The 21,631-nt window shown below is 71.3% G+C and carries 18 protein-coding genes; 6 read left to right on the top strand and 12 right to left on the bottom strand.

The window, feature by feature from the left end; genetic code table 11:
* Positions 1-515: 515 nt before the first annotated feature.
* Both AB0412_RS34415 and AB0412_RS34410 read right to left on the bottom strand, forming a co-directional pair.
* Entirely contained in the window at positions 516-1,565 is a 1,050-nt protein-coding gene (locus AB0412_RS34415) for a BMP family ABC transporter substrate-binding protein (RefSeq protein ID WP_366406545.1), read from the bottom strand.
* Positions 1,566-1,809: 244 nt separating this feature from the next.
* The gene (locus tag AB0412_RS34410; protein ID WP_366406572.1) at positions 1,810-3,039 is read right to left on the bottom strand and encodes a M20 family metallopeptidase; all 1,230 of its coding nucleotides are present in this window, start codon (positions 3,037-3,039) and stop codon (positions 1,810-1,812) included.
* 332 nt (positions 3,040-3,371) lie between these two features.
* Here AB0412_RS34410 and AB0412_RS34405 point away from each other — a divergent pair, with 332 nt between their 5' ends.
* Entirely contained in the window at positions 3,372-4,076 is a 705-nt protein-coding gene (locus AB0412_RS34405; protein ID WP_366406544.1) for a class I SAM-dependent methyltransferase, read from the top strand.
* 12 nt (positions 4,077-4,088) lie between these two features.
* Here AB0412_RS34405 and AB0412_RS34400 read toward each other — a convergent pair whose 3' ends face one another.
* The 4 genes from AB0412_RS34400 to AB0412_RS34385 form a co-directional block, all read right to left on the bottom strand.
* Entirely contained in the window at positions 4,089-5,153 is a 1,065-nt protein-coding gene (locus tag AB0412_RS34400) for a hypothetical protein (protein WP_366406543.1), read from the bottom strand.
* A gap of 45 nt (positions 5,154-5,198) precedes the next feature.
* Positions 5,199-6,134, bottom strand: a complete 936-nt coding sequence (locus AB0412_RS34395; RefSeq protein WP_366406542.1) for an N-acetylneuraminate synthase family protein — start codon at positions 6,132-6,134, stop codon at positions 5,199-5,201.
* Positions 6,135-6,148: 14 nt separating this feature from the next.
* Positions 6,149-7,402: an N-acylneuraminate cytidylyltransferase gene (locus AB0412_RS34390; RefSeq protein WP_366406541.1), complete on the bottom strand. Its 1,254-nt coding sequence runs from the start codon at positions 7,400-7,402 to the stop codon at positions 6,149-6,151.
* A 116-nt stretch (positions 7,403-7,518) separates the two neighbouring features.
* Positions 7,519-8,838 (bottom strand): DUF6716 putative glycosyltransferase, encoded by a 1,320-nt coding sequence (locus tag AB0412_RS34385; RefSeq protein WP_366406540.1) that lies wholly within the window; start codon positions 8,836-8,838, stop codon positions 7,519-7,521.
* 198 nt (positions 8,839-9,036) lie between these two features.
* Between AB0412_RS34385 and AB0412_RS34380 the strand changes: the two genes are divergently transcribed.
* From AB0412_RS34380 to AB0412_RS34370, 3 genes are all read left to right on the top strand, one after another.
* Positions 9,037-10,017, top strand: a complete 981-nt coding sequence (locus AB0412_RS34380; protein WP_366406539.1) for a glycosyltransferase family 2 protein — start codon at positions 9,037-9,039, stop codon at positions 10,015-10,017.
* On the top strand, positions 10,014-11,351 hold the full coding sequence (locus tag AB0412_RS34375) for a polysialyltransferase family glycosyltransferase (RefSeq protein ID WP_366406538.1): 1,338 nt from the start codon (positions 10,014-10,016) through the stop codon (positions 11,349-11,351). The genes AB0412_RS34380 and AB0412_RS34375 overlap by 4 nt, the downstream gene beginning before the upstream one ends.
* Positions 11,352-11,494: 143 nt before the next feature.
* Positions 11,495-12,481 carry a hypothetical protein gene (locus tag AB0412_RS34370; protein ID WP_366406537.1) on the top strand — a complete coding sequence of 329 codons (987 nt, stop codon included), beginning with the start codon at positions 11,495-11,497 and terminating at the stop codon, positions 12,479-12,481.
* A gap of 62 nt (positions 12,482-12,543) precedes the next feature.
* Here AB0412_RS34370 and AB0412_RS34365 read toward each other — a convergent pair whose 3' ends face one another.
* The gene (locus tag AB0412_RS34365; protein WP_366406536.1) at positions 12,544-14,880 is read right to left on the bottom strand and encodes a glycosyltransferase; all 2,337 of its coding nucleotides are present in this window, start codon (positions 14,878-14,880) and stop codon (positions 12,544-12,546) included.
* Positions 14,877-16,274: a glycosyltransferase family 29 protein gene (locus AB0412_RS34360; RefSeq protein ID WP_366406535.1), complete on the bottom strand. Its 1,398-nt coding sequence runs from the start codon at positions 16,272-16,274 to the stop codon at positions 14,877-14,879. The genes AB0412_RS34365 and AB0412_RS34360 overlap by 4 nt, the downstream gene beginning before the upstream one ends.
* Positions 16,275-16,581: 307 nt before the next feature.
* Between AB0412_RS34360 and AB0412_RS34355 the strand changes: the two genes are divergently transcribed.
* On the top strand, positions 16,582-17,676 hold the full coding sequence (locus tag AB0412_RS34355) for an acyltransferase (RefSeq protein WP_366406571.1): 1,095 nt from the start codon (positions 16,582-16,584) through the stop codon (positions 17,674-17,676).
* Between the two features lies 1 nt (position 17,677).
* On the opposite strand, the gene AB0412_RS34350 is transcribed toward AB0412_RS34355, so the two are convergent.
* Positions 17,678-18,349: a TetR/AcrR family transcriptional regulator C-terminal domain-containing protein gene (locus AB0412_RS34350; protein ID WP_366406534.1), complete on the bottom strand. Its 672-nt coding sequence runs from the start codon at positions 18,347-18,349 to the stop codon at positions 17,678-17,680.
* A gap of 71 nt (positions 18,350-18,420) precedes the next feature.
* Between AB0412_RS34350 and AB0412_RS34345 the strand changes: the two genes are divergently transcribed.
* Positions 18,421-19,821: an FAD-dependent oxidoreductase gene (locus tag AB0412_RS34345; protein WP_366406533.1), complete on the top strand. Its 1,401-nt coding sequence runs from the start codon at positions 18,421-18,423 to the stop codon at positions 19,819-19,821.
* 108 nt (positions 19,822-19,929) lie between these two features.
* Here the strand turns inward: AB0412_RS34345 and leuE are convergent, their stop codons facing one another.
* The 3 genes from leuE to AB0412_RS34330 form a co-directional block, all read right to left on the bottom strand.
* Positions 19,930-20,586: a leucine efflux protein LeuE gene (gene leuE / locus AB0412_RS34340; protein ID WP_366406532.1), complete on the bottom strand. Its 657-nt coding sequence runs from the start codon at positions 20,584-20,586 to the stop codon at positions 19,930-19,932.
* 44 nt (positions 20,587-20,630) lie between these two features.
* Positions 20,631-21,206: a Uma2 family endonuclease gene (locus tag AB0412_RS34335; protein WP_366406531.1), complete on the bottom strand. Its 576-nt coding sequence runs from the start codon at positions 21,204-21,206 to the stop codon at positions 20,631-20,633.
* A gap of 92 nt (positions 21,207-21,298) precedes the next feature.
* On the bottom strand, positions 21,299-21,631 hold a 333-nt coding region (locus AB0412_RS34330; RefSeq protein WP_366406530.1), incomplete at its 5' end, for a methylmalonyl-CoA mutase family protein.

The following is a 21,631-nucleotide window of genomic DNA, read 5'->3' as shown; positions in this document are numbered from 1 at the left end:
GAGCGCGCAACGCCCACGGTGCATGGTCCCTGCCGTCGTGCGCGACTGCCGGCAGGCGACACCGGGCACAGCGACGCCCATGTGCCACGTGCCGGGCTGCTCCCGTGCGTCACACGGCGACGTGCCGTAGGGCAGGACCCACGGCAGCATCTGGCGGAACTGTGCGAGGTCCGCAGCCGTGTACGGCGGGCGCGCACCAGAGGCCGTGGGTGTGGCGCGCACGCGTACGGCGGGGAGGGGACGGGGCGGTGGTGTCTGCCCGCAGCGGCTGGCGCGTCAACAGCAGTTCCTCGTTGAGCGACCGATTTCGCGCCAGACCGAGGACGGACACCACCGCCCCGGCCCCGACTCACCCACCGGCCGTAGGCGCTACCTCAGCCCCCACCGAAGCCGCGGTGGCGCCGCAGGCATAAGACGCGCACCCCCACCGGACCGGCACGCCGCCCGCCACCGGCCCCGCAACGGCAGCGGGCGGAGACCGTCGGTCTCCGCCCGCTCACACCGCAACGGTGTGGTTACTCCGTCTTGACCTTGATGGAGCCGTCGATGATGCCTTCCTTCGCCTTGGCCACGGCGTCCGTCAGGCCCGCGATCTCCGCCATCTTCGGGTTGCTGTCGGACAGGCCCACGCCGTTCACCTTGAGGTCGAAGACCTGGGTGCCCGTCAGCGGCTTGTCGTCGTGGACCGACTTCGCCAGCGTGTAGACCGCGCCGCCCACGTCCTTCAGCGCCGACGTGAGGATGTAGTCCTTGTACGCGGCGAGCGCCTCCTGCTTGTACTGGTCCGAGTCGACACCGATCGCCCAGACCTTCGCCTTCGCCGCCGCCTCGATCACGCCCTGGCCGGAGAGGCCCGCCGCCTGGTAGACGACGTCGGCCTTCTTCTCGATCTGGCCCTCGGCCGCGGCCTTGCCCTTGTCCGGGCTGGAGAAGCCACCCTCCTCGGCGGTCTGCGTCAGGTACTGCGAGATCACCTTCACCTTGGGGTCGGTGTCCTGCACACCCTGCTTGTAACCGGCCTCGAACTTGTGGATCAGCGGGATGTCCACGCCGCCCACGAAACCGACCGTCTTCGTCTTCGTGGCCTTGGCCGCCGCGACGCCGGCCAGGTACGACGCCTGCTCCTCGGCGAAGACCAGCGAGGCGACGTTGTCACCCTCGACGACCGAGTCCACGATGCCGAACGTGGTGTCCGGGTACTTCGCGGCCACCGCCTTCATCGCGGGGCCGTACGCGAAGCCGACACCGATGACGGGGTTGTAGCCCTGGCGGGCCAGGGAGCTCAGCCGCTGCTCCTTGTCCGCGTCCGTCTCACCCTCCGTGGGCTCGACGTCGTCGGTCTTGTAGCCGAACTCCTTCTGGGCCTTCGCAAGGCCGGCGTAGGCGGCGTCGTTGAAGGACTGGTCGCCCTTGCCGCCGATGTCGTACGCGATGGCGAGACCGAGGTCTTCCTTCGAGCCGCCGCTGTCGCCGTTGTCACTGCTGGTGCCACCGCAGGCAGTGGCGGCGAGTGCGAGCGACGCGACCCCCACCGCGACGCGGGTCAGTTTGGATATCCGACGCATCTGAAGTTCCCCATTCTCCAAAGCCCCGCAGCGGGTGCTCGGTTCGGCGCACATTAACGCGCGTAGACACTCCTGGGAACGGGGTTCCGCGGGGCCGTTATCCATTCGTGCCGATGGCCGGTGCACCGGTGCATCGGTGCTGTGCCCATGCCTGTGAGGCACGCACCACGCTGCCCCTCCCCCGCCGCCTGTGCAAGCGGAAGGGGGCGAGTGGGGAACGACGGGGCCAGTGTGACCCGCGGGACTACCGGAGCGCGTCCAGCAGTGCCGCGGCCGTGAACAGCTCCACGCCCACCGTGATCGCGTGCTCGTCCACGTCGAAGTCGCCCTGGTGCAGGTCCCGGACGATCCGATCGCCCGGCGTGCGGACACCGAGCCGCGCCATCGCGCCCGGCACGTGCTCCAGGTACCAGGAGAAGTCCTCGCCGCCGAGGCTCTGTTCGGTGCCCTCGACCGACTCGACACCCCGCCGCGCGATCATCGCGTCGCGCAGCAGCTCGGTGACGCCGGCCTCGTTGACCACCGGAGGGACCCCGCGCACGTAGTTGATCTCCGACTTGGCGCGGTGCAGGTTGGCCACCTCGTCGATCGCGGCGACCAGGATGTCGGGCGCCTGCCGCCAGGTGTCGAGGTCGAGGCAGCGCACCGTGCCGGAGAGTTCCGCGTGCTGCGGGATGACGTTGGGCGCGTGGCCCGACTCGATCCGGCCCCAGGTGACGGCGAGCCCGCTGCGGCTGTCGACGCGCCGGCCGACCAGCGCGGGCACGTCGGTGACGACGCGGGCGGCGGCGGTGACCAGGTCGGTGGTCAGGTGGGGGCGGGCGGTGTGGCCGCCGGGGCCGTCGAGGGCGATCTCCAGCCGGTCGCAGGCGGAGGTGATGGGGCCTTCGCGCAGCCCGATCTTCCCGGCGTCGACGCGGGGGTCGCAGTGCAGGGCGATGATCCGCCCGACACCGGTGAGCGCGCCGTCCTCGATGGCGTCGGCGGCACCGCCGGGCAGCACCTCCTCGGCGGGCTGGAAGATCAGCCGCACGGGCCGGGGCAGTGCTCCCTGGCGGTGCAGTTCGGCCAGGACCAGACCGGCACCGAGCACGACGGTGGTGTGCACGTCGTGGCCGCAGGCGTGCGCGCGGTCGGGCACGGTCGAGCGGTACGGGCAGTCGGCCTTCATGTCGGGGATGGGCAGGCCGTCGATGTCGGCGCGCATGGCGAGCATCGCCGTGTCCGTGACCATGTCGAGCGGCGTGCCGATGTCACAGATCACGCCGGTCCCGCCGGACAGGACGCGGGGCTTCAGACCGGCCCGCTCGAGCCGCTCCTTGATCGCGGCGGTCGTGCGGAACTCCTGGTTGCCGAGCTCCGGGTGCATGTGCAGATCGCGCCGGAACGCCACGAGCTCGGCCCGCAGGGCCTCGGGGAGCGCACCGGGAAGCACCGCTCCCCCGGGGAGATCGATCTCGGACTCCAGTGACATCAGTGGCTTCACCCTTTGAAGAGTAGGGCGCCGGGGCCGTCCACCGACCCCCGATCAAGAAAATTCAACCCCTTAGGGGAAGAAAATCTTGCCGCCCTACGCATAGCAGTCAATCAAGATGGGTAAGCTTCTCGCTCTTTTTCATGGGGTTCGGGCCGCGCGACCAGCCACCCGACCGGCTGCCCGACCTGCGGAGAGTGACTTCTCTCACATCCTCCGCCTCGGCGGCGGCACGCGCCCGTTCTCTCCACGGTTACCACGCATGGCGCTGCCCACGCGGAGCGGTTCAACTGGCGGACACCGCGGGGCGGCGCTGGCTAGGGTGCGGCCCCATGCGCGCACCCGACCCGGAGTTCCTGCGGACCACCCGTGCCTCGTACGACGCCATGGCGGAGGACTACACCGACCGCTTCGCGGACGGGTTGAGCGACCTGCCGCTGGAACGCGCCCTGCTGACCGCCTTCGCGGAACTGGCCGCTGGCCCCGGCGGCGACGGCACGGCACGCCCGCCCGTGGCGGACCTGGGCAGCGGCCCCGGCCATGTGACGGCCCGGCTGCATCGCCTCGGGCTGCCGGTCTTCGGCGTGGACATCTCACCGCGCATGGTGGCCCTGGCCCGCGCGGCGCATCCCGGGCTGCGCTTCCACGTGGGCTCGATGACGGATCTGGACCTCCCGGCCGGGTCGCTGGGCGGGATCGTGGCGCTGTACTCGATCATCCACGTCCCCGACGAGCACCTGCCGTCCCTCTTCGCCGAGTTCCACCGCGTCCTGGCCCCGGGCGCCCCGGTCCTGCTCGCCTTCCAGTCCGGTGCGGAGGACGGCACCCTGCACCTGGACGAACGCTTCGGCCGTGCGATCTCGCTCGACTACTACTGGCGCTCCCCCGGGTCGGTGACCGCCCACCTGGGCAAGGCCGGGCTGGAACTGACGGCGCAGGTGATGAGGGAGCCGGCCGGCGAGGAGAAGCGCCCCCGCGCCCTGCTGCTGGCGCGGCGGCCACAGGAGCCGTCGCGCAGGTCCCAGCAGGAGCCGTAGCGGGAAGGGCGCTCAGACCGCCGGTACCGCCGCCAGGCGGTGTGCGTCGCGCGCCGTGTCCGTCACCCCGGAGAGGAAGCCCTGCGCCCGGGGAGAGGCGTGCTCGGTCAGCCAGGTGGGGTCGATGTCGCAGACCGCCACCCGGACGTCCGTGCCGGACAGCGCCAGCGGGAGGGTGTGGACGACCGTGGAGGGGAAGCTGAGGATCGTGCTGCCGATCGGACCCCGGCGGGCGATCAGCTCCAGGGGGAGTTCCGGGCGGACGATCTGCAGGCCCGTCTCGACGGCGAGCCGGTGGAGCTTCTCCGTGCTCTCGCGGCGGTGGGCGAAGTACCGGGTCGCGCCGTGCTTCGTGGCCAGGGAGCGGACGGCTTCCAGGTAGGCGTCGGAGTCGACCACGCCGGTCTCCACCAGGGACGTGCCCACCAGGTCGGCGCCCTTGGTGATGCGGGGCGGGCCGAAGCGGGCGCGGGTCCAGGAGAAGGTGTTGGCGGTGACCGTGACGCCCGGCGGGGTGTCCTCCATCGGCATGGAGGAGAAGACCTCGACGCTGCGCTTCCCGCCCGGGGTCAGGCGGCGGCGGGCGGCGGCGGAGACCGGGGCGAGCAGGAGGTCCTTGGGGCCGGGGCGGCCGCCCTTGCGGTGCCAGCGCACCAGGCGCTCGCCGCGGGCCAGCTGGCCGACGAACTCCATGGTCGCCGTGCCGTCGTCGACGACGACGACCTCGCGGGCGCGGGTGATGGTCAGCAGCAGCTGGACGTAGCGGGAGAAGGGGTCGCCGAGGAGGATGCGGCCGGCCCGGCGCAGGAGGGTGGTGAGGCCGCCGATGGTCTGCAGGGGCGCGGTGGGTCCGTTCCTCGCCTCCTCCCAGCGGACCGTGTGGCCCTCCTCGCGGGCGAGTTCGGACATGCGGCGCAGCTGGCCGCGGGTCATGGGGTCGACCGGGGACAGCACCACGAGGGTGAGCCCCGCGCCGGGAGCGTGCGCGTGCGCCCACTCCAGCACGTTCAGCAGTTGTACCGGGCTCTCGACGAAGGCGAGAGTGTGGGGGCCGGCGTTCCCGGCGCGGGGGCTCATCGACGTACGACCGTTCCCGTCGTCGTAAGGGTGGGACTGGTGGGCTCAGACGGTCAGCGGCTCGCCCGCGGCCGCGGCGATCTCCGCCTCGGCGACGACGCCGGGGACCCGGCGCAGCTTCTTCATCGGGCCGAGCTCGGACTCGTAGACCTTCTTCACGCCGTCGCCGAGGGACGCCTCGATGGTGCGGATGTCGCGGACGAGGCGGGTGAGGCCCTGCGGCTCGACGGAGGCGGCCTGGTCGGAGCCCCACATGGCGCGGTCGAGGGTGATGTGGCGCTCGACGAAGCAGGCGCCCAGCGCGACGGCGGCGAGGGTGGTCTGCAGGCCGGTCTCGTGGCCGGAGTAGCCGATCGGGACGTTCGGGTACTCCTGCTGGAGGGTGTTGATGACGCGGAGGTTCAGCTCCTCGGCCTTCGCGGGGTAGGTCGAGGTGGCGTGGCAGAGCAGGATGTTGTCGCTGCCCAGGACCTCCACCGCGTGGCGGATCTGCTTCGGGGTGGACATGCCGGTGGAGAGGATGATCGTGCGGCCGGTCGCGCGCAGTTCGCGCAGCAGGTCGTCGTCCGTCAGGGACGCCGAGGCGACCTTGTGGGCGGGGACGTCGAACTTCTCCAGGAAGGCGACGGCCTCGGTGTCCCACGGGGAGGCGAACCAGGCGATCCCCTTCTGCTTGCAGTACTCGTCGATCTGGCGGTACTCGTCCTCGCCGAACTCCACGCGGTGGCGGTAGTCGATGTACGTCATCCGGCCCCAGGGGGTGTCACGCTCGATGTCCCACTGGTCGCGCGGGGTGCAGATCTCGGGCGTGCGCTTCTGGAACTTGACCGCGTCGCAGCCGGCGTCCGCGGCGGCGTCGATCAGCTTGAACGCGTTCTCGAGGTCGCCGTTGTGGTTGATGCCGATCTCGCCGGTGATGTAGACGGGGCGGCCGGGGCCGGCCTCGCGGGAACCGAGCGTGCGGATGCGGGAGTTGCTCATGACAGGGGGTTTCCTTACTGGGGGAGGGAATCGAGGGAGGGGCCGAGGATCCAGCCGGCGATCTCCCGGATGGCGCCGTCACCGCCGGGGGCGGTGGTGACCGCGCGGGCGGCGCCGCGTACGACGTCGTGGGCGCTGCCGACCGCCACGGGCCAGCCGGCGAGGGCGAAGCACGGGAGGTCGTTGACGTCGTTGCCGACGTAGAGCACGCGCTCCGGCGCGATGCCCTGCTCCTCGCACCACTGCTTCAGTGCGAGGTCCTTGCGGTCGACGCCGTGCAGCACGGGGAGCTTGAGCTTGCGTGCGCGGGCGGCGACGACCGGGTTCTGTTCCGTGGACAGGATCAGCATCTTCAGGCCGCTTCTGCGCAGCGCGGCGATGCCGAGTCCGTCGCCGCGGTGCACGGCGACGAACTCCCGTCCGTCGGAGTCGATCAGCACCCTGTCGTCGGTCTGGGTGCCGTCGAAGTCGAGGACGACCGCGTCGACGTCTTCGGCGGTCGGGAGGGCGCCGGGCCGGTTCGCGTCGAAGAGCGGCGCGAGGGCGCGGGCGCGGGCGAGGTCGTGCGGGTCGTCGATCTCGAGGACCCGGGCCGGGTCGGTGCGGACGAGTTCGGTGCGTCCGAAGAAGCGGTGCCGGTGCGTGCGGAATCCGTGCGCGTCCATGGCGTAGGCGGCACCGGTCTCCAGCAGGTCCTGGGGGCGGTCCTGGCGGCGGGGGCGGAAGGACTTGTCGTGGTTGACGCCGTAGCCTCCGGCGGGCGCGGCGGGGTTGGCCTCGCTCGCCTCGTCGCCGCTGTCGCGCCAGATGAAGCCGTGGAACGGGGCCACCGTCACCGCCGTGTCGGCACCTTGTTCCGTGACGGCCGCGGCCACCCCGTCGATGTCCTCGCGGATCAGGAACGGGCTGGTGCACTGGACGAGGAGGACGACGTCCACCGGGGCGCCGTGCAGGGCCTCGTGGGCCTCCATGGCGTGCAGGACGGCCGCCTCGGAGGTGGCGGTGTCGCCGGCGATGGCGGCGGGCCGCAGCACGACCTCGGCGCCGGCCTGGCGCGCGGCGGCGGCGATGGCCTGGTCGTCGGTGGAGACCACCACGTCGGTGACGTGCCGCGCGGCCCGGCACTCGCGCACGGCCCGGGCGACCAAGGGGACGCCACCGACAGGCGCGAGATTCTTCGCGGGCACGCCCTTGGAGCCCCCGCGTGCGGGAATGACGGCAAGCACCCGGGGCACGGAAGCACCGACGTCAGCCGAAGGTTGGGACATGGCGTCCACTCCTTGAAAAGAGGGGGTCATAGACGTGCCTCGAAGGGGCGCGGGGCTGTGTCGATTTGCGGCTCCGCCGCGGGGCGCGACCAGCCCAGACGGCGCAGCGGACGACTTCACAGCTCCCCCATCCGCCGAATGACCGGCGCCACCCGCTGCACCCCGTGCCGGTAGGCACCCCGCGCCGCCCGCCGCACGATCTGCCGCACGGGACCCGGTGATGTGTCGGCGGCCGGCGCCCCCGGCAGCGGGCTGCCATCGACGCCGAGGTGATGGCGGGCGAGGATGCCCGGGAGGTATCCGGGCGCGGTGACCGGTGTGTAGTACGGGGCCAGCGGCGGCAGGTCACCCGAGGAGAGCAGCTTGGCGATGCGCTCACGCGCCGCGTCGAACGCCGTCTCGTACGCCCCGTCCGCGGCGACGCCCTGCCGGGCGACCCACTCCGCGTCCGGCACCGGCAGGTGGCCGTCGTCGAGCTGGTCCCAGGAGGCGAGGCAGCCGGAGCCGATGAAGTGGTGGTTGCCCAGCGACTCCCGCACGCCCAGGTCGGTGAGGACGGCCGTCGGGATGCTCCGGTGCAGCGACTCGAGCGCGGCCGTGGAGCTGACGGTGACCAGCAGGTCGGTCCGGTCCAGCACCTCGCCCATGTGCCCGTACACCAGGCGGACGTTGGACGGCAGGTCCATCTTCTGCGCCAGCTTCTGGTAGGGCAGCTCCTCGATGTGCGTGGTGTGCTCACCCGGCTTGGAGCGCAGCTTGAGCAGCACCTCGCGCTCGGGGTGCCTGCGGGCGTGCCGCACCAGCCGGTCCAGCAGGTACGTACGGTCCTTGCGGCTCTCCGGTACGGACGGCTGGGCGGCGAAGACCACCGTGCGGGGCTTGTGTTCACCGGCGTACGCCGCACCGCCGAGGAACGGCAGCGCGACCTCGGTGACCGAGGAGGCGTCGGCGCCCACGCCCTCGTAGACGGCGCGGAAACGCTCCGCGTCCTGGCGGGAGTTGGCGAGGACGAGGTCGGCGCCGTGGCGCAGCAGCAACCCGTCGGCGAGCTTCTCGTAGACCACGCCGACGTAGCCGGTGACGACGACGGGGCGTGTCGACCGGTCCTCCCAGACCCGCCCCAGGCCGTGCAGCATGGCCTGGACGCCGCCGCCGACGAGGGCGAGGACGAGGACGTCGTAGGTCTTGTCGCTCATCGCGCGCAGGAACTCGACCGCGGTCACCTCGCTGAGGGAGTCCGCGCGGACGCCGACCTCCGTCAACTGGCGGGCGGTCGGGGTCGCACGGCCGCGCAGCAGATAGCCGTCCAGCCGGATCTCCGGCCGGTCGCCGCTGTGCGGGGCGATGCGGTTCGCGGTGAGCGCGCCCCATTTCCACCGGGTGTCGGAATCCGCGAGGACCGCCACCCGCAGGGCTTTCGTTGCACTTGCTGGCACGTCGAAGACGCTAGGAAGGCATTTCTAGTAATCGCCCAACCCGAATCCAACAAACGGTTAACAGCACACCGCCGAATGGCGAATCGGCTCGTTCCCAGGCGGAAAAGGCGCCCGCTTCACCACTTCGCCACGCGTCGTTCACCCTGGCTCAAGGTGCGGGTAAAGCCGAATGCCGGGCCGCCGCCTAACGTCCGTCTCGTGCTCAAGCTCTCTGTCATCGTGCCGTTCTACAACGTGCGGCAATACGTCCCCGATGCCCTGCGGAGTCTTCGCGCGAACGCGCGCGAGGACTTCGAATTCATTCTCGTCGACGACTGTTCCACCGATGGGACCGCGGAACTTCTCGCGCGTGCCGAGCGCGAGCTGCCGGGGGCGGTGCTGGTCAGACATGAGCAGAACGGCGGCCTGGCGACCGCCCGCAACACCGGTATCGACCGGGCGCGCGGGGAGTATCTGACGTTCATGGACGGCGACGACTGGCTGGCGCCCGGCTACTACGCCCGGCTGCTCGCCGTGATCGAGGAGCTGGGCTGCGACTTCGTGCGCACGGACCATGTGCAGTGCACGGCCCGGGCCCGTTCCGTGCAGCGGGTGCCGCACGGGCGCCGCAATGTGGTGCTGCCGCCGCGTGCGGCGATCCTGCCCGCGCACCGGACCACGTCCGTGGACTACGCCTACGCCTGGGCGGGCGTCTACCACCGCCGGCTGGTCGACCGGGGGCTGCTGCACTTCACCGACGGGCTGCGCACCGCCGAGGACCGCCCGTGGATCTGGAAACTGCACCGGGAGGCGGAGTCGTTCGCGGTGACGAGCCTGCTCGGGGTGTTCTACCGGCGTGGGGTCGCCTCGTCGCTGACGCAGATCGGGGACGCCCGGCAGCTGGACTTCATCCGCGCCTTCGACCAGGTGATCGAGGAGACCGCGGCGGACGCGGAGGCGGCGATGCTGCTGCCGAAGGCGGTGCGCACCTACTGCGCCATCATTTCCCATCATCTCGGTTCCATCGAGAAGTTCGAGGCGCCCGTGGCCCGGAAGCTGAAGGCGATGAGCAGCGCGGCGCTGCGGCGGATGCCGCAGGACGTGCTGGACGACGCGCTCGCGTCGATGGACGCCGAGCGGGCCACGCGGCTGCGCCGGCTGCGCCGGCGTCCCGTTCCGGCGGCGGAGGTGGCGGCATGACCACGCAGATCTTCATGGCGTCGACGCTGTACGGCACGGCCACGCTGGCCGCCGCCCTGGACGCGGGCTGTTTCGCCCCGGCCGGCCGGCGCATCCTGCTGGTGTCGAACAACGCGGCGACGCCGGAGACGACACCGGCCGTGGACGAGATGCCCGGGTTCGAGCGGCTGCGCGGTCGCTTCGACGACGTGGTGTCGTGGAACGACGCCGTCTTCCCCTTCCATCCAGGGGGTTGGGCACCGCGCTACGAGGACGCCCCCTTGTGGGAACGCTATCTGCGGCTGGCGTGGGGGCTCGGTGACGACGACGTGGCGCTCGCCGTGGAGTCGATCCAGGTCAACCCGGCGCTGGGGCTGGCGCAGATCTTCACCGACGCGCCGCTGACGGTGTACGCGGACGGCCTGATGAGCTACGGCCCCACCCGCAACAAGCTCGACCTGCTGGTCGGCACGCGCGTGGAGCGGCTGCTGCACCTCGACCTGGTGCCGGGGCTCCGGCCGCTGCTGCTGACGGAGTTCGACGTCCCGGCGGAGGTGGTGCCGACCCCGGCGTTCACCAAGGTGCTGGCCGAACTGGTCGACACGGGGGCGGAATTGCCTCCGATCGAGGAGCCGGCGCTGCTGCTGGGCCAGTATCTGTCGGCGCTGAACATCCTCTCCGCCGAGGAGGAGGAGAAGCTGCACGTACGGATGCTGAAGGGCGCGGTCGAACTCGGCCACCGCCGGGTGGTGCTCAAGCCGCATCCGACGGCGCCGGCCCGCTTCACCCGCCTGCTGGAGGAGGAGGCCGAGCGGCTCGGTGTCGACCTGACGGTGCTGGACACGCCGGTGCTGGCCGAGGTGCTGTACCAGCGGATGCGTCCGGCGCTGGTCGTCGGCTGCTTCTCCACGGCTCTGATCACCGCCTCCGCGCTGTACGGACTGCCGGTCGCCCGGGTCGGCACGGACCTGCTGCTGGACCGGCTGACGCCGTTCGAGAACAGCAATCGCGTGCCCGTCACGATCGTCGACGCGCTGCTGCCCGAGCTGACGGACCGTGCGGCCGTCACGGAGGGACGCACGGGTGCGGACACCGATGCCCTCACGGAGCTGGTCCGGACGGTCGGCTTCGCCATGCAACCGAAGATCCTGCCGGACCTCAGGGCGGAGGCCGAGCGCTATCTGTCGACGCGGCTGGACGGTCACACCTGGCGCTACTTCAAGAAGAAGCGCCTGACCTCGCTGGGCCTGCCCGGCGGTGTGCCGGCCCGGCTGGGCTTCCTGCCGCGCAACGCCACGGTGCGGCGGGTCGCGCGCAAGGCACGGCGGTTGCAGCGGCGGGTGGTGCGACGGTGAACACCCGACGAAGGGTGAGGAAACGGCGGTGATCCGGGCCGTTACTCCTTGGATTCCATGGTGAACTCACGTTCGCCCCTCTAGGGTTACGGGTGCCGCCCTCCCCTCTTGTGTGCTTGTGCCACCCGAACCGTGAGGCATCCATGACGAACCTCGGCCGGCTCTACCCCCTCCTCGACGACGTCCGCCTGCCCGACGACCTCCCCTACTCCCAGGTGAGCACCTGGGAGTTGCGGTTCCTGTACCTGCTGGGCCGGCATCACCTCACGGGCGAGGACCGGCTGGTCGAGCTGGGCTCCGGCGGGGGCGGCTCCACGTACGCCCTGGCGCTCGGGCTGCGGGAGAGCCCGGTGTTCGACGAACGCACCGGGCGGCTGCACGCGTACGACTTCTTCCGGGTCGGCAAGGGCACCTTCGCCACGGAGAAGTTCTTCACCGCCGGGGCGAAGCCGCAGGACGACGACTCCTTTCTGAACGACTTCAAGAGCCGTCTGGAGCCGTTCCTGCCGTTCCTGGAGATCCACGCCGGGGATCTGTGGCAGACCTCCGATCCCGAGGACACCAGCGCCGTCGAGTTCCTGCACATCGACATCGCCAAGACCGCCCGGGTGTTCCGCTGTGTCGCCGAGCGCTTCCTGACGCGGCTGCGGCCGGGCTCGGTGGTGCTGCACCAGGACTTCGCCGGGCCCCGGCTGCCGTGGCTGCACCACAGCACGGGCGCGCTGCTGCCGTACATCGAGATCGCCGGGCCGCCGATCCGCTCCACGCTCGCCTTCGAGGTGGTCCGGCCGATCCCCGAGGACCTGCTGAAGCGGATCGCGGAGGACGCGTACACCGTCGACGAGAAGCTGGAGCTGATCTCCGCCGTGCAGGAGCGGGTCGACCGCGACCACACGGGCGGCATCCCCTTCAAGTCGGTGCTGGAGTTCGCCAAGGCGTACGTCGCCCACTACGCCGGCGACCACGAGCGGGCCTGGTCGATCGCCAGGCCGCTGACCGGCGACGCGTACCTGAGCCGGACCCGCGCCGACCACTTCGAGCAACTGCGCAAGGCCTACGAGCAGGACCGGGAGCGGGGCGGCAGGGGCTCGCGGCTGGGGCGGCTGGTGAAGAAGGCCGTCGGGCGCTGAGACGCCGGTGAGCCCCGCGGCCGGGTCCGGCCGCGGAGCTCACCGCTGTGTTCAGGACGGTCTCACCCGCCGAGGATCGCCTTCAGGTCGGCGGCGTTGGCCTCGGTGACCTTCCACAGCGTCTGCTGCCGCTCGTGGACGTCGGCGACGGTCCTCGCGTGGGCGTCCAGGATGCCGAGCGCGCGTTCGGTGAGGACGGCGCCCAGGTGGCGCTCATGCACGGAGACGCCCCACTCGGGTCGCTCGATGTCGGCCAGGAAGTAGGCCATCTTCGGGTGCGAGATCAGGGAAACGATCGGCGTGCCCACTCCGAACGGGATCATGCCGGCGTGCCCGCGCATGCCGATGACCAGCCGTGTCCTGGCGTACAGGTCACGGATGGCGTCGTTGTCGAAGTCGTACATCGGGATGACGGGCAGCGAGATGCCGTGCTCGCGGCGCAGGTCGAAGGCGATCCGCTCGTCGTCGAGGGAGTGCGCCACGCAGCGCACCTCGGTGTGGGCGCCGATGCCCCGCACGGCCTTCGCGATCTCGGCGAGGAAGTGCCCGTAGTCGTGGCCGAAGCGCAGGCCCGCCCGGTCGTAGGCGGCGTTCAGCAGGACGGTGTCCTCGCGGCTCACCGGGTCCTGCCAGCCGGGGACGAGCTGCCGGCTGACCGTGGTGGGGCAGGGCTGGAAGCGCACCCTGTCGTGCAGGTGGGCGGGGAGCATCGCGCGGACCTTGTCGATGGAGCCGTGGTTGCGCAGCCCGAAGAACGCCGACTTCTCCACCAGGAGCCTGAGGCTCTCCCGGAACCGGCCGGCCCGGTAGGACTGCCCGTCGAAGGCGTTGAACCCGACCGCGTACACCATGACCGGCACGTCGATCGCGCGCAGCTGCTCGTCGGGGACGTTCCACTGCCAGGCGCTGTTGCCGTTGGGCATGGTGTCCGGGATGAACAGTCCGCCGCCGCCGATGACCAGTCCGCGCCGGGCGTTGACGCGCTGCAGGGCGGCCCGGTCGAACAGCCGGTGGGCGTGCACGGAGTGCCAGCGGCGGGTGGTGGTGTCGGGGCCGAAGGCCAGCCGCACGGTCTCCGGCAGCAGCTTGTCGCCGGCGTTGCCCTGCCGGTCCATGTAGAAGGCGACGTGGGCGAGCTGGTCCTCGGGGGCGCCCTGTTCCTGCACCGGCACGGCGGCGGCGCGCTGCGCCCACAGGCGGCTGGGCCGGTGCGTGGGGTCGACCGCCATGCCGGCGGTGGCGTGGGCGAGGGCCTCGGCGTCGTCGCCGTGCACCCAGGCGATCTGGGCGAGCCGGGCGTAGGCGGTGGCGGCCCGGTTGGGCGCGGCGGTGGCCAGCAGCAGCCGGGCCCTGGCCTCCGCGTAGCGGGAGACGCTCATCAGGGCGTGCCCGAGCACCTCGTGCGGCCAGGCCTCGTCGAGGGGGATGCGGACGCCGGAGAGGATGTCGACGGCGTCCTGGTAGTCGCCGGCCGCGATGTGCGCGGCGGCCACCTTGCGGGCGCTCTCCACGTCGCCGGTGCGGGCCACGTGCGGGGTGCCGAAGTGCACGAGCAGGTCGTGGTGGAGGGTGCCGCCCAGCGCCAGGTACGCGGCGTGGAAGTCGGCGTCGCTCATCTCGTACGCCCGCCAGCGCTCCTCGGCCTGCGCGTAGCCCGACTCGCCGCCCTGCCAGGGCTTGTGGCGACCGGTGAAGTGCAGGACCGCGGTGTCCTCGGGCACCGGGAGGTCGCCGGACAGCCGGCGCTTGACGAAGTTGTAGCGCGGGTCCAGGCGGACGAAGTCGCCGTCGAGGACGGCGTTGAGGATGCCCTGGTCGTGCTTGTCGAGTTCGTAGTCGCCGCTGCGGCCGGTCGCGTCGAGCTTCGCGCAGAACGCGTCGCTGAGGTACTCGCGCTGGATGACCAGCAGCCCGGAGTTGAGCTTGTGCTGCCCGTGGAAGAACTGCGGGACGGCTGCCAGGCCCTCGCGCAGCGTGAGCAGTTCGGTCAGGTCGCCGAGGACGACCATGTCGGTGTCCAGGGTGATGACCGTGTCGTAGTCGCGCAGCCGGAAGACGTCGAGGATGAAGTACGCCTTGCGCACCAGGTAGTTGTCCTGGTCGCCCTTCTTGTACGTGTCGTAGTGCCCGGCGTTCACGCGGCGCAGCACGATGCGCGGGTGCAGGGCGCGGATCCTCGCGATGGAGCCGGGGCGCAGGTCGTCGTGCAGGACGACGAAGTCCTCGCACACGCCCGGGTTGGACAGGGCGAGGCTGCGCAGCAGGGCGAGGAAGCCGGGGAGGTAGTTCTCGTCGACGTAGGACGCGAAGGCGATGCGGCGCTTGCCGGTGAGGTGGTGGGCCGTGGTCACCGGGGCGGCGGCCGCGGTGCCGGCCGGTGTCGGGGAGGTGGTGGTCATCGCAGGGATATCCTCAGGTCGGTCACGCGCTGGGCCCGCTGCATGACCCATTCCTTCTCGCTGGTGTATTCGTGCACGGACGTGATGGCCAGCTTCATCGCCTCCGGCACGCGGTAGGCGCCGCTCTCGTAGAAGTCGAAGCCGATCAGGTCGAGGGTGGGGCTGACGTCGAGGAAGTCCAGCAGGTACAGCATGTTGAAGCCGGTGGTCGGGATGCCCGGCCAGGCGTCGGCGGAGAGCCGGCCGATGTTGCGCACGGGCCAGCGCAGGGACTCGTCGCCGAGGTGCTTCTGGGCGCCGGGGACGAGGCGGTTGCGCAGGGAGTATTTCCAGTCGCCGGAGACGCCGCCGAAGACGAGCCGGGTGGTGACCGGCCGGTCCCAGTTGAAGCCGTGCTTGTGGATGGTGGCGTGGATGTCGGTGCGGCTGCCGGTGTGCTCCGGGTCGATCCGGTACGAGTTGAAGCGCACCACGAGGTCGTAGGCGTCGATCTCGGCACCGAGGGAACTTGCGCCGACGCGGCCGGAGTTGGCGACCAGGCAGATGGACTTGCCCGCGATCAGATTGCGGAACTCGCCGAGGCTGATCCACTGCACGCCGCCGATGGTGGGGTCGGCGACGGGGCCGCGCATGCGGGTGCGGCGCTGCTCGGCGTAGAGGGCGAGGGCCGCCGTGAGGCCGGGCAGGGCGGCGGGGCCGCGGTCGGCGGCGAGGCGCAGGTCGAGGTACTGGCTGAGCAGTTCCTGCCGGTCGGCGACCGGGGCGTCCTCGGCGGCCAGGGTGAGGAGCGCTCCCACGAGGCGCGGCTCGGCCTCCGTCCAGTCCCCAACGGCGTGTGCGGCCAGCCCCTCGGCCCATACGTCGGTGGCGGGGCGCCCCGCGAACTCCTCGGCGCGCGGGCACTGGCGGCGCAGCAGGGCGAGCAGGTCCCGCTCCTTGTCGGCCGCGGCGCGCAGGCCCGCGACCTTGGCGCGGACGCCGAAGCCGTCGTCGTCGGTGAGGTCGAGGTAGCGCTCGTAGGCCGCGACGGCGGCGGGCTCGTCGCCGAGGGTCTCGAGGAGCCGGGCGCGCAGCCGCCAGCCGGCCCGGGAGTTCTTGCGGTGGGCCAGCACGGTGTCGCTGATGACCAGAGCGAGGTTCAGCTCGTCGTCGTAGCCGCACTCCAGGGCCTTGTTGGCGACGGCGAGCAGAGCGTCGAGGAGGTCGCCGGAGATGTCGGAGCTCGGTGCCGCCGCGCCTTTGACGGCCCGTTTGAGCAGGGCGGTCGCGCCGGTCGGGGCGGGCGCCTGGGCGGTGGTGGTGCGGGTCGTGCAGACGACGAGCAGCTTTCTGAGATGCTCGGCGAGTTCGATCCGCCGACGGTCGACGCTGCCGACGAGTTTGCCGCTGTGCACCGCGCAGGCCCGCAGACAGTCCTCCAGTTCCCCTCCCTCTGCCCGTGCGCGTCTTGGCTGATCCCTGTGGACCCTCGTCATGGCACTCCTGGTGTCCGAGTGGCGTGGGGGGATGTTGAGGAATTTAGGAAACCAAGACGACCGGTGGGTGAACGCGCAGGGACCGGGCGGCGAATCGTTGGCCCGGTGGTCAGGTGCCCGCTGTGAACCGGATTAGCGTGCTGATACATCCATCGCGCCATGGGGCCACCGCCCGCACCTGTAGGGGACGTACGTGACCAGCCTGACCGCCCGCCCGGCCGTCGACATGACCGTGCGGCCGACGCCGCCGAAGCCGCCCCGGGAGAGCCGGCTGCGGGCTCTCGACGGGCTGCGCCTCGTCGCCGCGCTGATGGTGGCGGCCTACCACTACGGCGGTCGCGGCGGGGAGGTCACCGAGGCCTGGGGCACCTCCCCGAAGCTCCAGTTCCCGACGCTCCACTCGTGGTTCGCGTACGGGTGCCTGGGTGTGCAGATCTTCTTCGTGATCAGCGGATTCGTGATCTGCATGAGCGGCTGGGGCCGGCCGCTGAGGTCTTTCTTCGCCTCGCGCGCCTCGCGGCTGCTGCCGGCCTATTGGTGTGCGGTCGTGCTGGTGGCGGCCGTGTTCGCGCTGCCGGTGGTGGCGTACGAGGCGGTGTCGCCGAGCGACGCGCTGGTGAACCTGACGATGCTGCAGATGCCGCTGGGCGTGGACCGGGTGCTGGGGGTGTGCTGGACGCTGTGGGCGGAGGTCCGCTTCTACGCGCTGTTCGCCCTGTTCGTGGTGCTGCCGGGGGCGAGCCGACGGCGCACGATCATGTTCTGCGCGTGCTGGACGCTGGCGGCGGTGATCGCGCAGGCCGCGAAGGAGCCGCTGCTCGACATCGTGCTGATGCCCGAGTACGCGCCGTTCTTCGTCGGCGGTGTCGGCCTCTACCTGGTCCACCGCGACCGGCGGGACGCCTACGCCTGGGGCATCGTGGGCGTGAGCTGGCTGCTGGGGCAGCACCATGTCGTCCGGGAGCTGTGGCACGCGCCCGGCGGGGACGCGTTCTCCTACCGCTCCTCCGCCATGATCGTCCTCGTGGTGACCCTGGGCTTCGCGGCGGTCGCGGCGGTGGCGCTGGGCTGGCTGAACCGGGTGAACTGGCGCTGGCTGACGGTGGCCGGGGCGCTGACGTACCCGTTCTACCTGGTCCACGAGCATCTCGGCTGGGTGGTGATCGGCGCCCTGCACCGGGGGCTGCACCTGTCCTCGGCGGTGACGTTCACGCTCACGGTCGCCTCGATGCTGCTGCTGGCGTGGCTGATCCACCACCTCGTGGAGAAGCCGGCGACGCCTCGGCTGCGGGCGGTGCTGGCGAGGGGTCACCGGGCCTGACTCACCCGGTGGCCGGGCCGCTCCGCAGGGTCGCGCCGATGCCCTCGATCACCGCGCTCAGGCCCGCCTCGAAGCCCCTGGTGTGGTCCCGGAACATCTCATGGCCGGCCTGCGCGGCCAGCGGATGGCGAGCGAGGCGTTCGGCGCGCGCGTCCAGGTCGTACCCCTCGTCGGCGGAGGCCGGGTCGGGGCCCATGGCCTGTTCCTCGATGACGTAGCCGATGGTGTAGCTGTACGCGGTGAACCAGGCGCGGGCCGCGCCCGCCGGGGTGAAGCCCGCCCGGGTGAGCATGCTCAGGCCGGCCTCCATCGGCTCCGCGTACGACAGGTCGGTGAAGTGCGTACCGGCGTAGACCTTGGCGCCGTCCCGGTAGCGCAGCAGGTGGGCGCGCAGGCCGCACATCATCGCGAAGAACGCCTCCCGCCAGTCCCGGTCCGGCGCGGTGGTCTCCGCGGTCATGTCGGCGGACATGCGCCGCATCATCTCCGTCGCCATCTCGTCCAGCAGCGCCTGCTTGTCCTTGAAGTGCCAGTACAGGGCGGGCGCCTTGACATCGAGTTCCTTGGCGATGGCGCGCAGGGTCAGGCCGTCCAGGCCGACCTCGTTCAGCAGCTTCAGTGCCGTGTCGGCGACCCGGCGGCGGTCGAGGGGCGCCCGTCGTTCCGTGCTCACGCTTGACAGCTTAACGGCGTTAAGCCCATCCTCGGACTCAAGCGGCACTTAACAACGTTAAGGAGATTGCCATGAATGCGGACGTTCTGGTCGTCGGCGCGGGTCCGACCGGCCTCGCCCTCGGCATCGACCTGGCCCGGCGCGGGGTGGACGCACTGGTGGTGGAGCGGGCGCAGGGGCTGTTCCCCGGCTCACGCGGCAAGGGGATCCAGCCGCGCACCATGGAGGTCTTCGACGACCTCGGCGTGCTGGACGCGATCCACGCGGCGGGCGGGACCTACCCGGTGGGGATGATCTGGCAGGAGGGCCGGCGGCTGGGCGTGCACCACATGTTCGACCCGGCCGAGGAAGGTGAGGGCGAGGACACGCCCTATCCGAAGGGGTGGATGGTGCCGCAGTGGCGGACCCAGGAGGTCCTGCTGGCGCGGCTGGAGGAACTGGGCGGCAAGGTCGCCTTCGGCCGCGAGGTCGTCGGGGTCGCGCAGGACGCGGAGGGCGTGACCGCACATCTGGCCTCCGGGGAGAGTGTCCGCGCCCGCTACGCCGTCGCCGCCGACGGCGGCCGCTCGGCCGTGCGCCGCGCGGTCGGCATCGGCATGACCGGCGAGGAGGTCGACCCGGCTCCGATGCTGGTGGCGGACGTCCGTATCACCGGTCTCGACCGGGACAACTGGCACATCTTCCCGCCCCGCGAGGGCACCGGTGACTTCCTCGCGCTCTGCCCGCTGGCCGGGACGGAGGACTTCCAGCTGATCGCCCGGTTCGCGGAGGGGACGGCGGTGAATCTGTCACCCGAGGGAGTACGACGGGTCGTCGCCGCCCGCTCCCACCTCGCCGCCTCGGACGTCACCGAGGTCCGCTGGGCGTCGGACTTCCGCCCGCGCGCCGCACTCGCCGACCGCTTCCGCGCGGGCCGGGTGTTCCTCGCCGGGGACGCGGCGCACGTGCACTCCCCCGCGGGCGGGCAGGGGCTCAACACCAGTGTCCAGGACGCCTACAACCTGGGCTGGAAGCTGGGCGCGGTGCTGCGGGGCGGGGCGGACGCGGCGCTGCTGGACACCTACGAGGAGGAGCGGCGGCCGGTCGCCGCCGGGGTGCTCGGTCTGTCGACCGGCGTCCATCGCGGCGAGGTGCGGCGCGGGTCGGCGACCCGGCAGCTGGGGCTGGGCTACCGGGAGGCGTCGCTCACACGGGAGACCCGGACGGCCCCCGGCCCGGTGCGCGCGGGTGACCGCGCCCCCGACGGGACGGTGGACGGCGTACGCCTCTTCGACGCGTTCCGGGGGCCGCACTGGACGCTGCTGGGCGCCGCAGGGCACGTGGCCGGCGTACCGGAGTCGGTACGCACGCTCCCCGCCGCCCCGGAGGCGTACGGCCCCGGCGTCTTCCTCGTCCGGCCGGACGGCTACGTCGGCTGGGCGGGGGACACGGCGGAGGGAGTGCGCGCGTACCTGGCCCGCGTCGGACTATGAGACCCAGGGCCTGTCGTTTGGATCACGCCGCAGACGCGGGGTCTGGCACGCACACCGGCGCTGATCAGGCACCGCCCCTTCCCTGCGACGTGATCCAAACGACAGCCCCTAGGCGCTGGCGACCGACAGCTTCGCCGCGAACCCGAGGAACAGCGCACCGGCGGCCGAGGTGGCCCCCGCCGCCAGCCGCCGGCGGCGGCGGAACGCCTCGGCCAGGCGGGTGCCGCCGAAGATCAGCAGCGACAGGTAGAGGAAGCTCGCCGTCTGGAGCAGGGCGCCCAGGACGACGAAGGAGAGCGCGGGATAGGCGTAGCCGGGGTCGACGAACTGCACGAAGAAGGAGATCAGGAAGAGGATCGCCTTCGGGTTGAGCAGCGACACGACCAGGGCGCGACGGTAAGGGTGCTCGTCCGCGGAGGCGGTGGGTGCGGCGGGTGCCCCGGCCTTCGCCGGCTCGCCCCGCTCCTTCCACATGCTCCACGCGGAGCGCAGCATGCCGTACGCCATCCACGCCAGGTATCCGGCACCGGCGTACTTCACCACCATGAACAGCAACGGCGTGGTGGTGAGCACGGACGCCGCGCCGAGCGCCGCGAGCGTCATCAGGACGGCGTCCCCGGTGAAGACACCGGCCGCCGCCGCATATCCGGTGCGCACGCCCTTGCGGGCGGCCACGGACAGCACGTACAGCGAGTTGGGCCCGGGGAGCAGGACGATCAGGACGAGGCCTGCCAGGTAGGTGGGGAGATCGTTGACGCCGAACATGGACAGGAGTGTCGCACGGGGGTACGACATTCCGTTCCGGTGTTTCAGCCGTCGGGAAGGGTGTCCGCAAAGAGCTCGACGCGCACGCCGACCGACTCCGGCACAGCCACGTCCTGGCCGCGCTTGAAACGCTGGGGGTCGGGGTACTTGCCGTCGGCCGGATCGGTGTACAGCAGGATCTCGTCGTGCTTGCGGTCGACGATCAGGTAGACGGGGATGCCCGCCTGGGCGTAGCACTCGACCTTGGGGCCGAGGTCGTCAGACCAGTTGGACGACGTGATCTCGACGACCATGCGGAAGACGTTCGGGGCGTAGTGGTTCTTGGTGACGTGGGCGTCGCGGAAGTCCTCGTCGACGATGGAGAAATCGGGGATCGCGAAGTCCGCCGGCAATGTGGGCAGCCAGAGCCCGACCCCCTGAACCCATTCACGCCCGGTCTCGACGATTCCCGCGTGGTCGAATGCCCTGCCGAGTTTCGTCAGCGCCAGCTGATGCGAGCCATCCGGCGGCGGTGTCACAGTGAGCCTCCCCTGGAGAATCTCCACGCGGTGGCCAGGCAGTGCACGGGCGAGCTGGTCGGCAGCCTCGCCCAGGGTCAGCTCCTGCTGCAGTACGGCCATGGCGTCCTCCTTTCCGGGGCCCACTCACCACGAGAGTAGCCGGGAACGGACTGCATCCGCCCGCGATCACTCATAGGGCGTAACCGACCAGGTCAGAAGGCATCGGAAGGCACGTAAGTCCCCCACACCTCCCGCAGGGCGTTGCACACCTCGCCCACCGTCGCCCGGGCCCGCAACGCCTCCTTCATCGGGTACAGGACGTTGTCCTCCCCCTCCGCCGCCTTCTTCAGCGCGGCCAGCGCCGAGTCCACCGCCCGCTGGTCGCGTTCCGTGCGGAGTCTGGCGAGGCGTTCGGCCTGCTGGGCCTCGATGGCGGGGTCGACACGGAGCGGTTCGTAGGGTTCTTCCTCGCCGAGCTGGAAGCGGTTGACGCCGACCACGACCCGCTCGCCGGCGTCGGTCTGCTGGGCGATGCGGTAGGCGTT

The sequence above is a fragment of the Streptomyces sp. NPDC052012 genome (assembly GCF_040689265.1).
Taxonomy (GTDB): Bacteria; Actinomycetota; Actinomycetes; order Streptomycetales; family Streptomycetaceae; genus Streptomyces.
This window is presented reverse-complemented; position numbering and strand designations above follow the sequence as displayed.

What these genes read in the sequence shown, in the direction of transcription:
- AB0412_RS34415 (WP_366406545.1), bottom strand. Translation starts at nt 1,565, where the DNA reads ATGCGTCGGATATCCAAACTGACCCGCGTCGCGGTGGGGGTCGCGTCG.
- AB0412_RS34410 (WP_366406572.1), bottom strand. Translation starts at nt 3,039, where the DNA reads ATGTCACTGGAGTCCGAGATCGATCTCCCCGGGGGAGCGGTGCTTCCC.
- AB0412_RS34405 (WP_366406544.1), top strand. Translation starts at nt 3,372, where the DNA reads ATGCGCGCACCCGACCCGGAGTTCCTGCGGACCACCCGTGCCTCGTAC.
- AB0412_RS34400 (WP_366406543.1), bottom strand. Translation starts at nt 5,153, where the DNA reads ATGAGCCCCCGCGCCGGGAACGCCGGCCCCCACACTCTCGCCTTCGTC.
- AB0412_RS34395 (WP_366406542.1), bottom strand. Translation starts at nt 6,134, where the DNA reads ATGAGCAACTCCCGCATCCGCACGCTCGGTTCCCGCGAGGCCGGCCCC.
- AB0412_RS34390 (WP_366406541.1), bottom strand. Translation starts at nt 7,402, where the DNA reads ATGTCCCAACCTTCGGCTGACGTCGGTGCTTCCGTGCCCCGGGTGCTT.
- AB0412_RS34375 (WP_366406538.1), top strand. Translation starts at nt 10,014, where the DNA reads ATGACCACGCAGATCTTCATGGCGTCGACGCTGTACGGCACGGCCACG.
- AB0412_RS34370 (WP_366406537.1), top strand. Translation starts at nt 11,495, where the DNA reads ATGACGAACCTCGGCCGGCTCTACCCCCTCCTCGACGACGTCCGCCTG.
- AB0412_RS34365 (WP_366406536.1), bottom strand. Translation starts at nt 14,880, where the DNA reads ATGACCACCACCTCCCCGACACCGGCCGGCACCGCGGCCGCCGCCCCG.
- AB0412_RS34355 (WP_366406571.1), top strand. Translation starts at nt 16,582, where the DNA reads ATGACCGTGCGGCCGACGCCGCCGAAGCCGCCCCGGGAGAGCCGGCTG.
- AB0412_RS34345 (WP_366406533.1), top strand. Translation starts at nt 18,421, where the DNA reads ATGAATGCGGACGTTCTGGTCGTCGGCGCGGGTCCGACCGGCCTCGCC.
- leuE (WP_366406532.1), bottom strand. Translation starts at nt 20,586, where the DNA reads ATGTTCGGCGTCAACGATCTCCCCACCTACCTGGCAGGCCTCGTCCTG.
- AB0412_RS34335 (WP_366406531.1), bottom strand. Translation starts at nt 21,206, where the DNA reads ATGGCCGTACTGCAGCAGGAGCTGACCCTGGGCGAGGCTGCCGACCAG.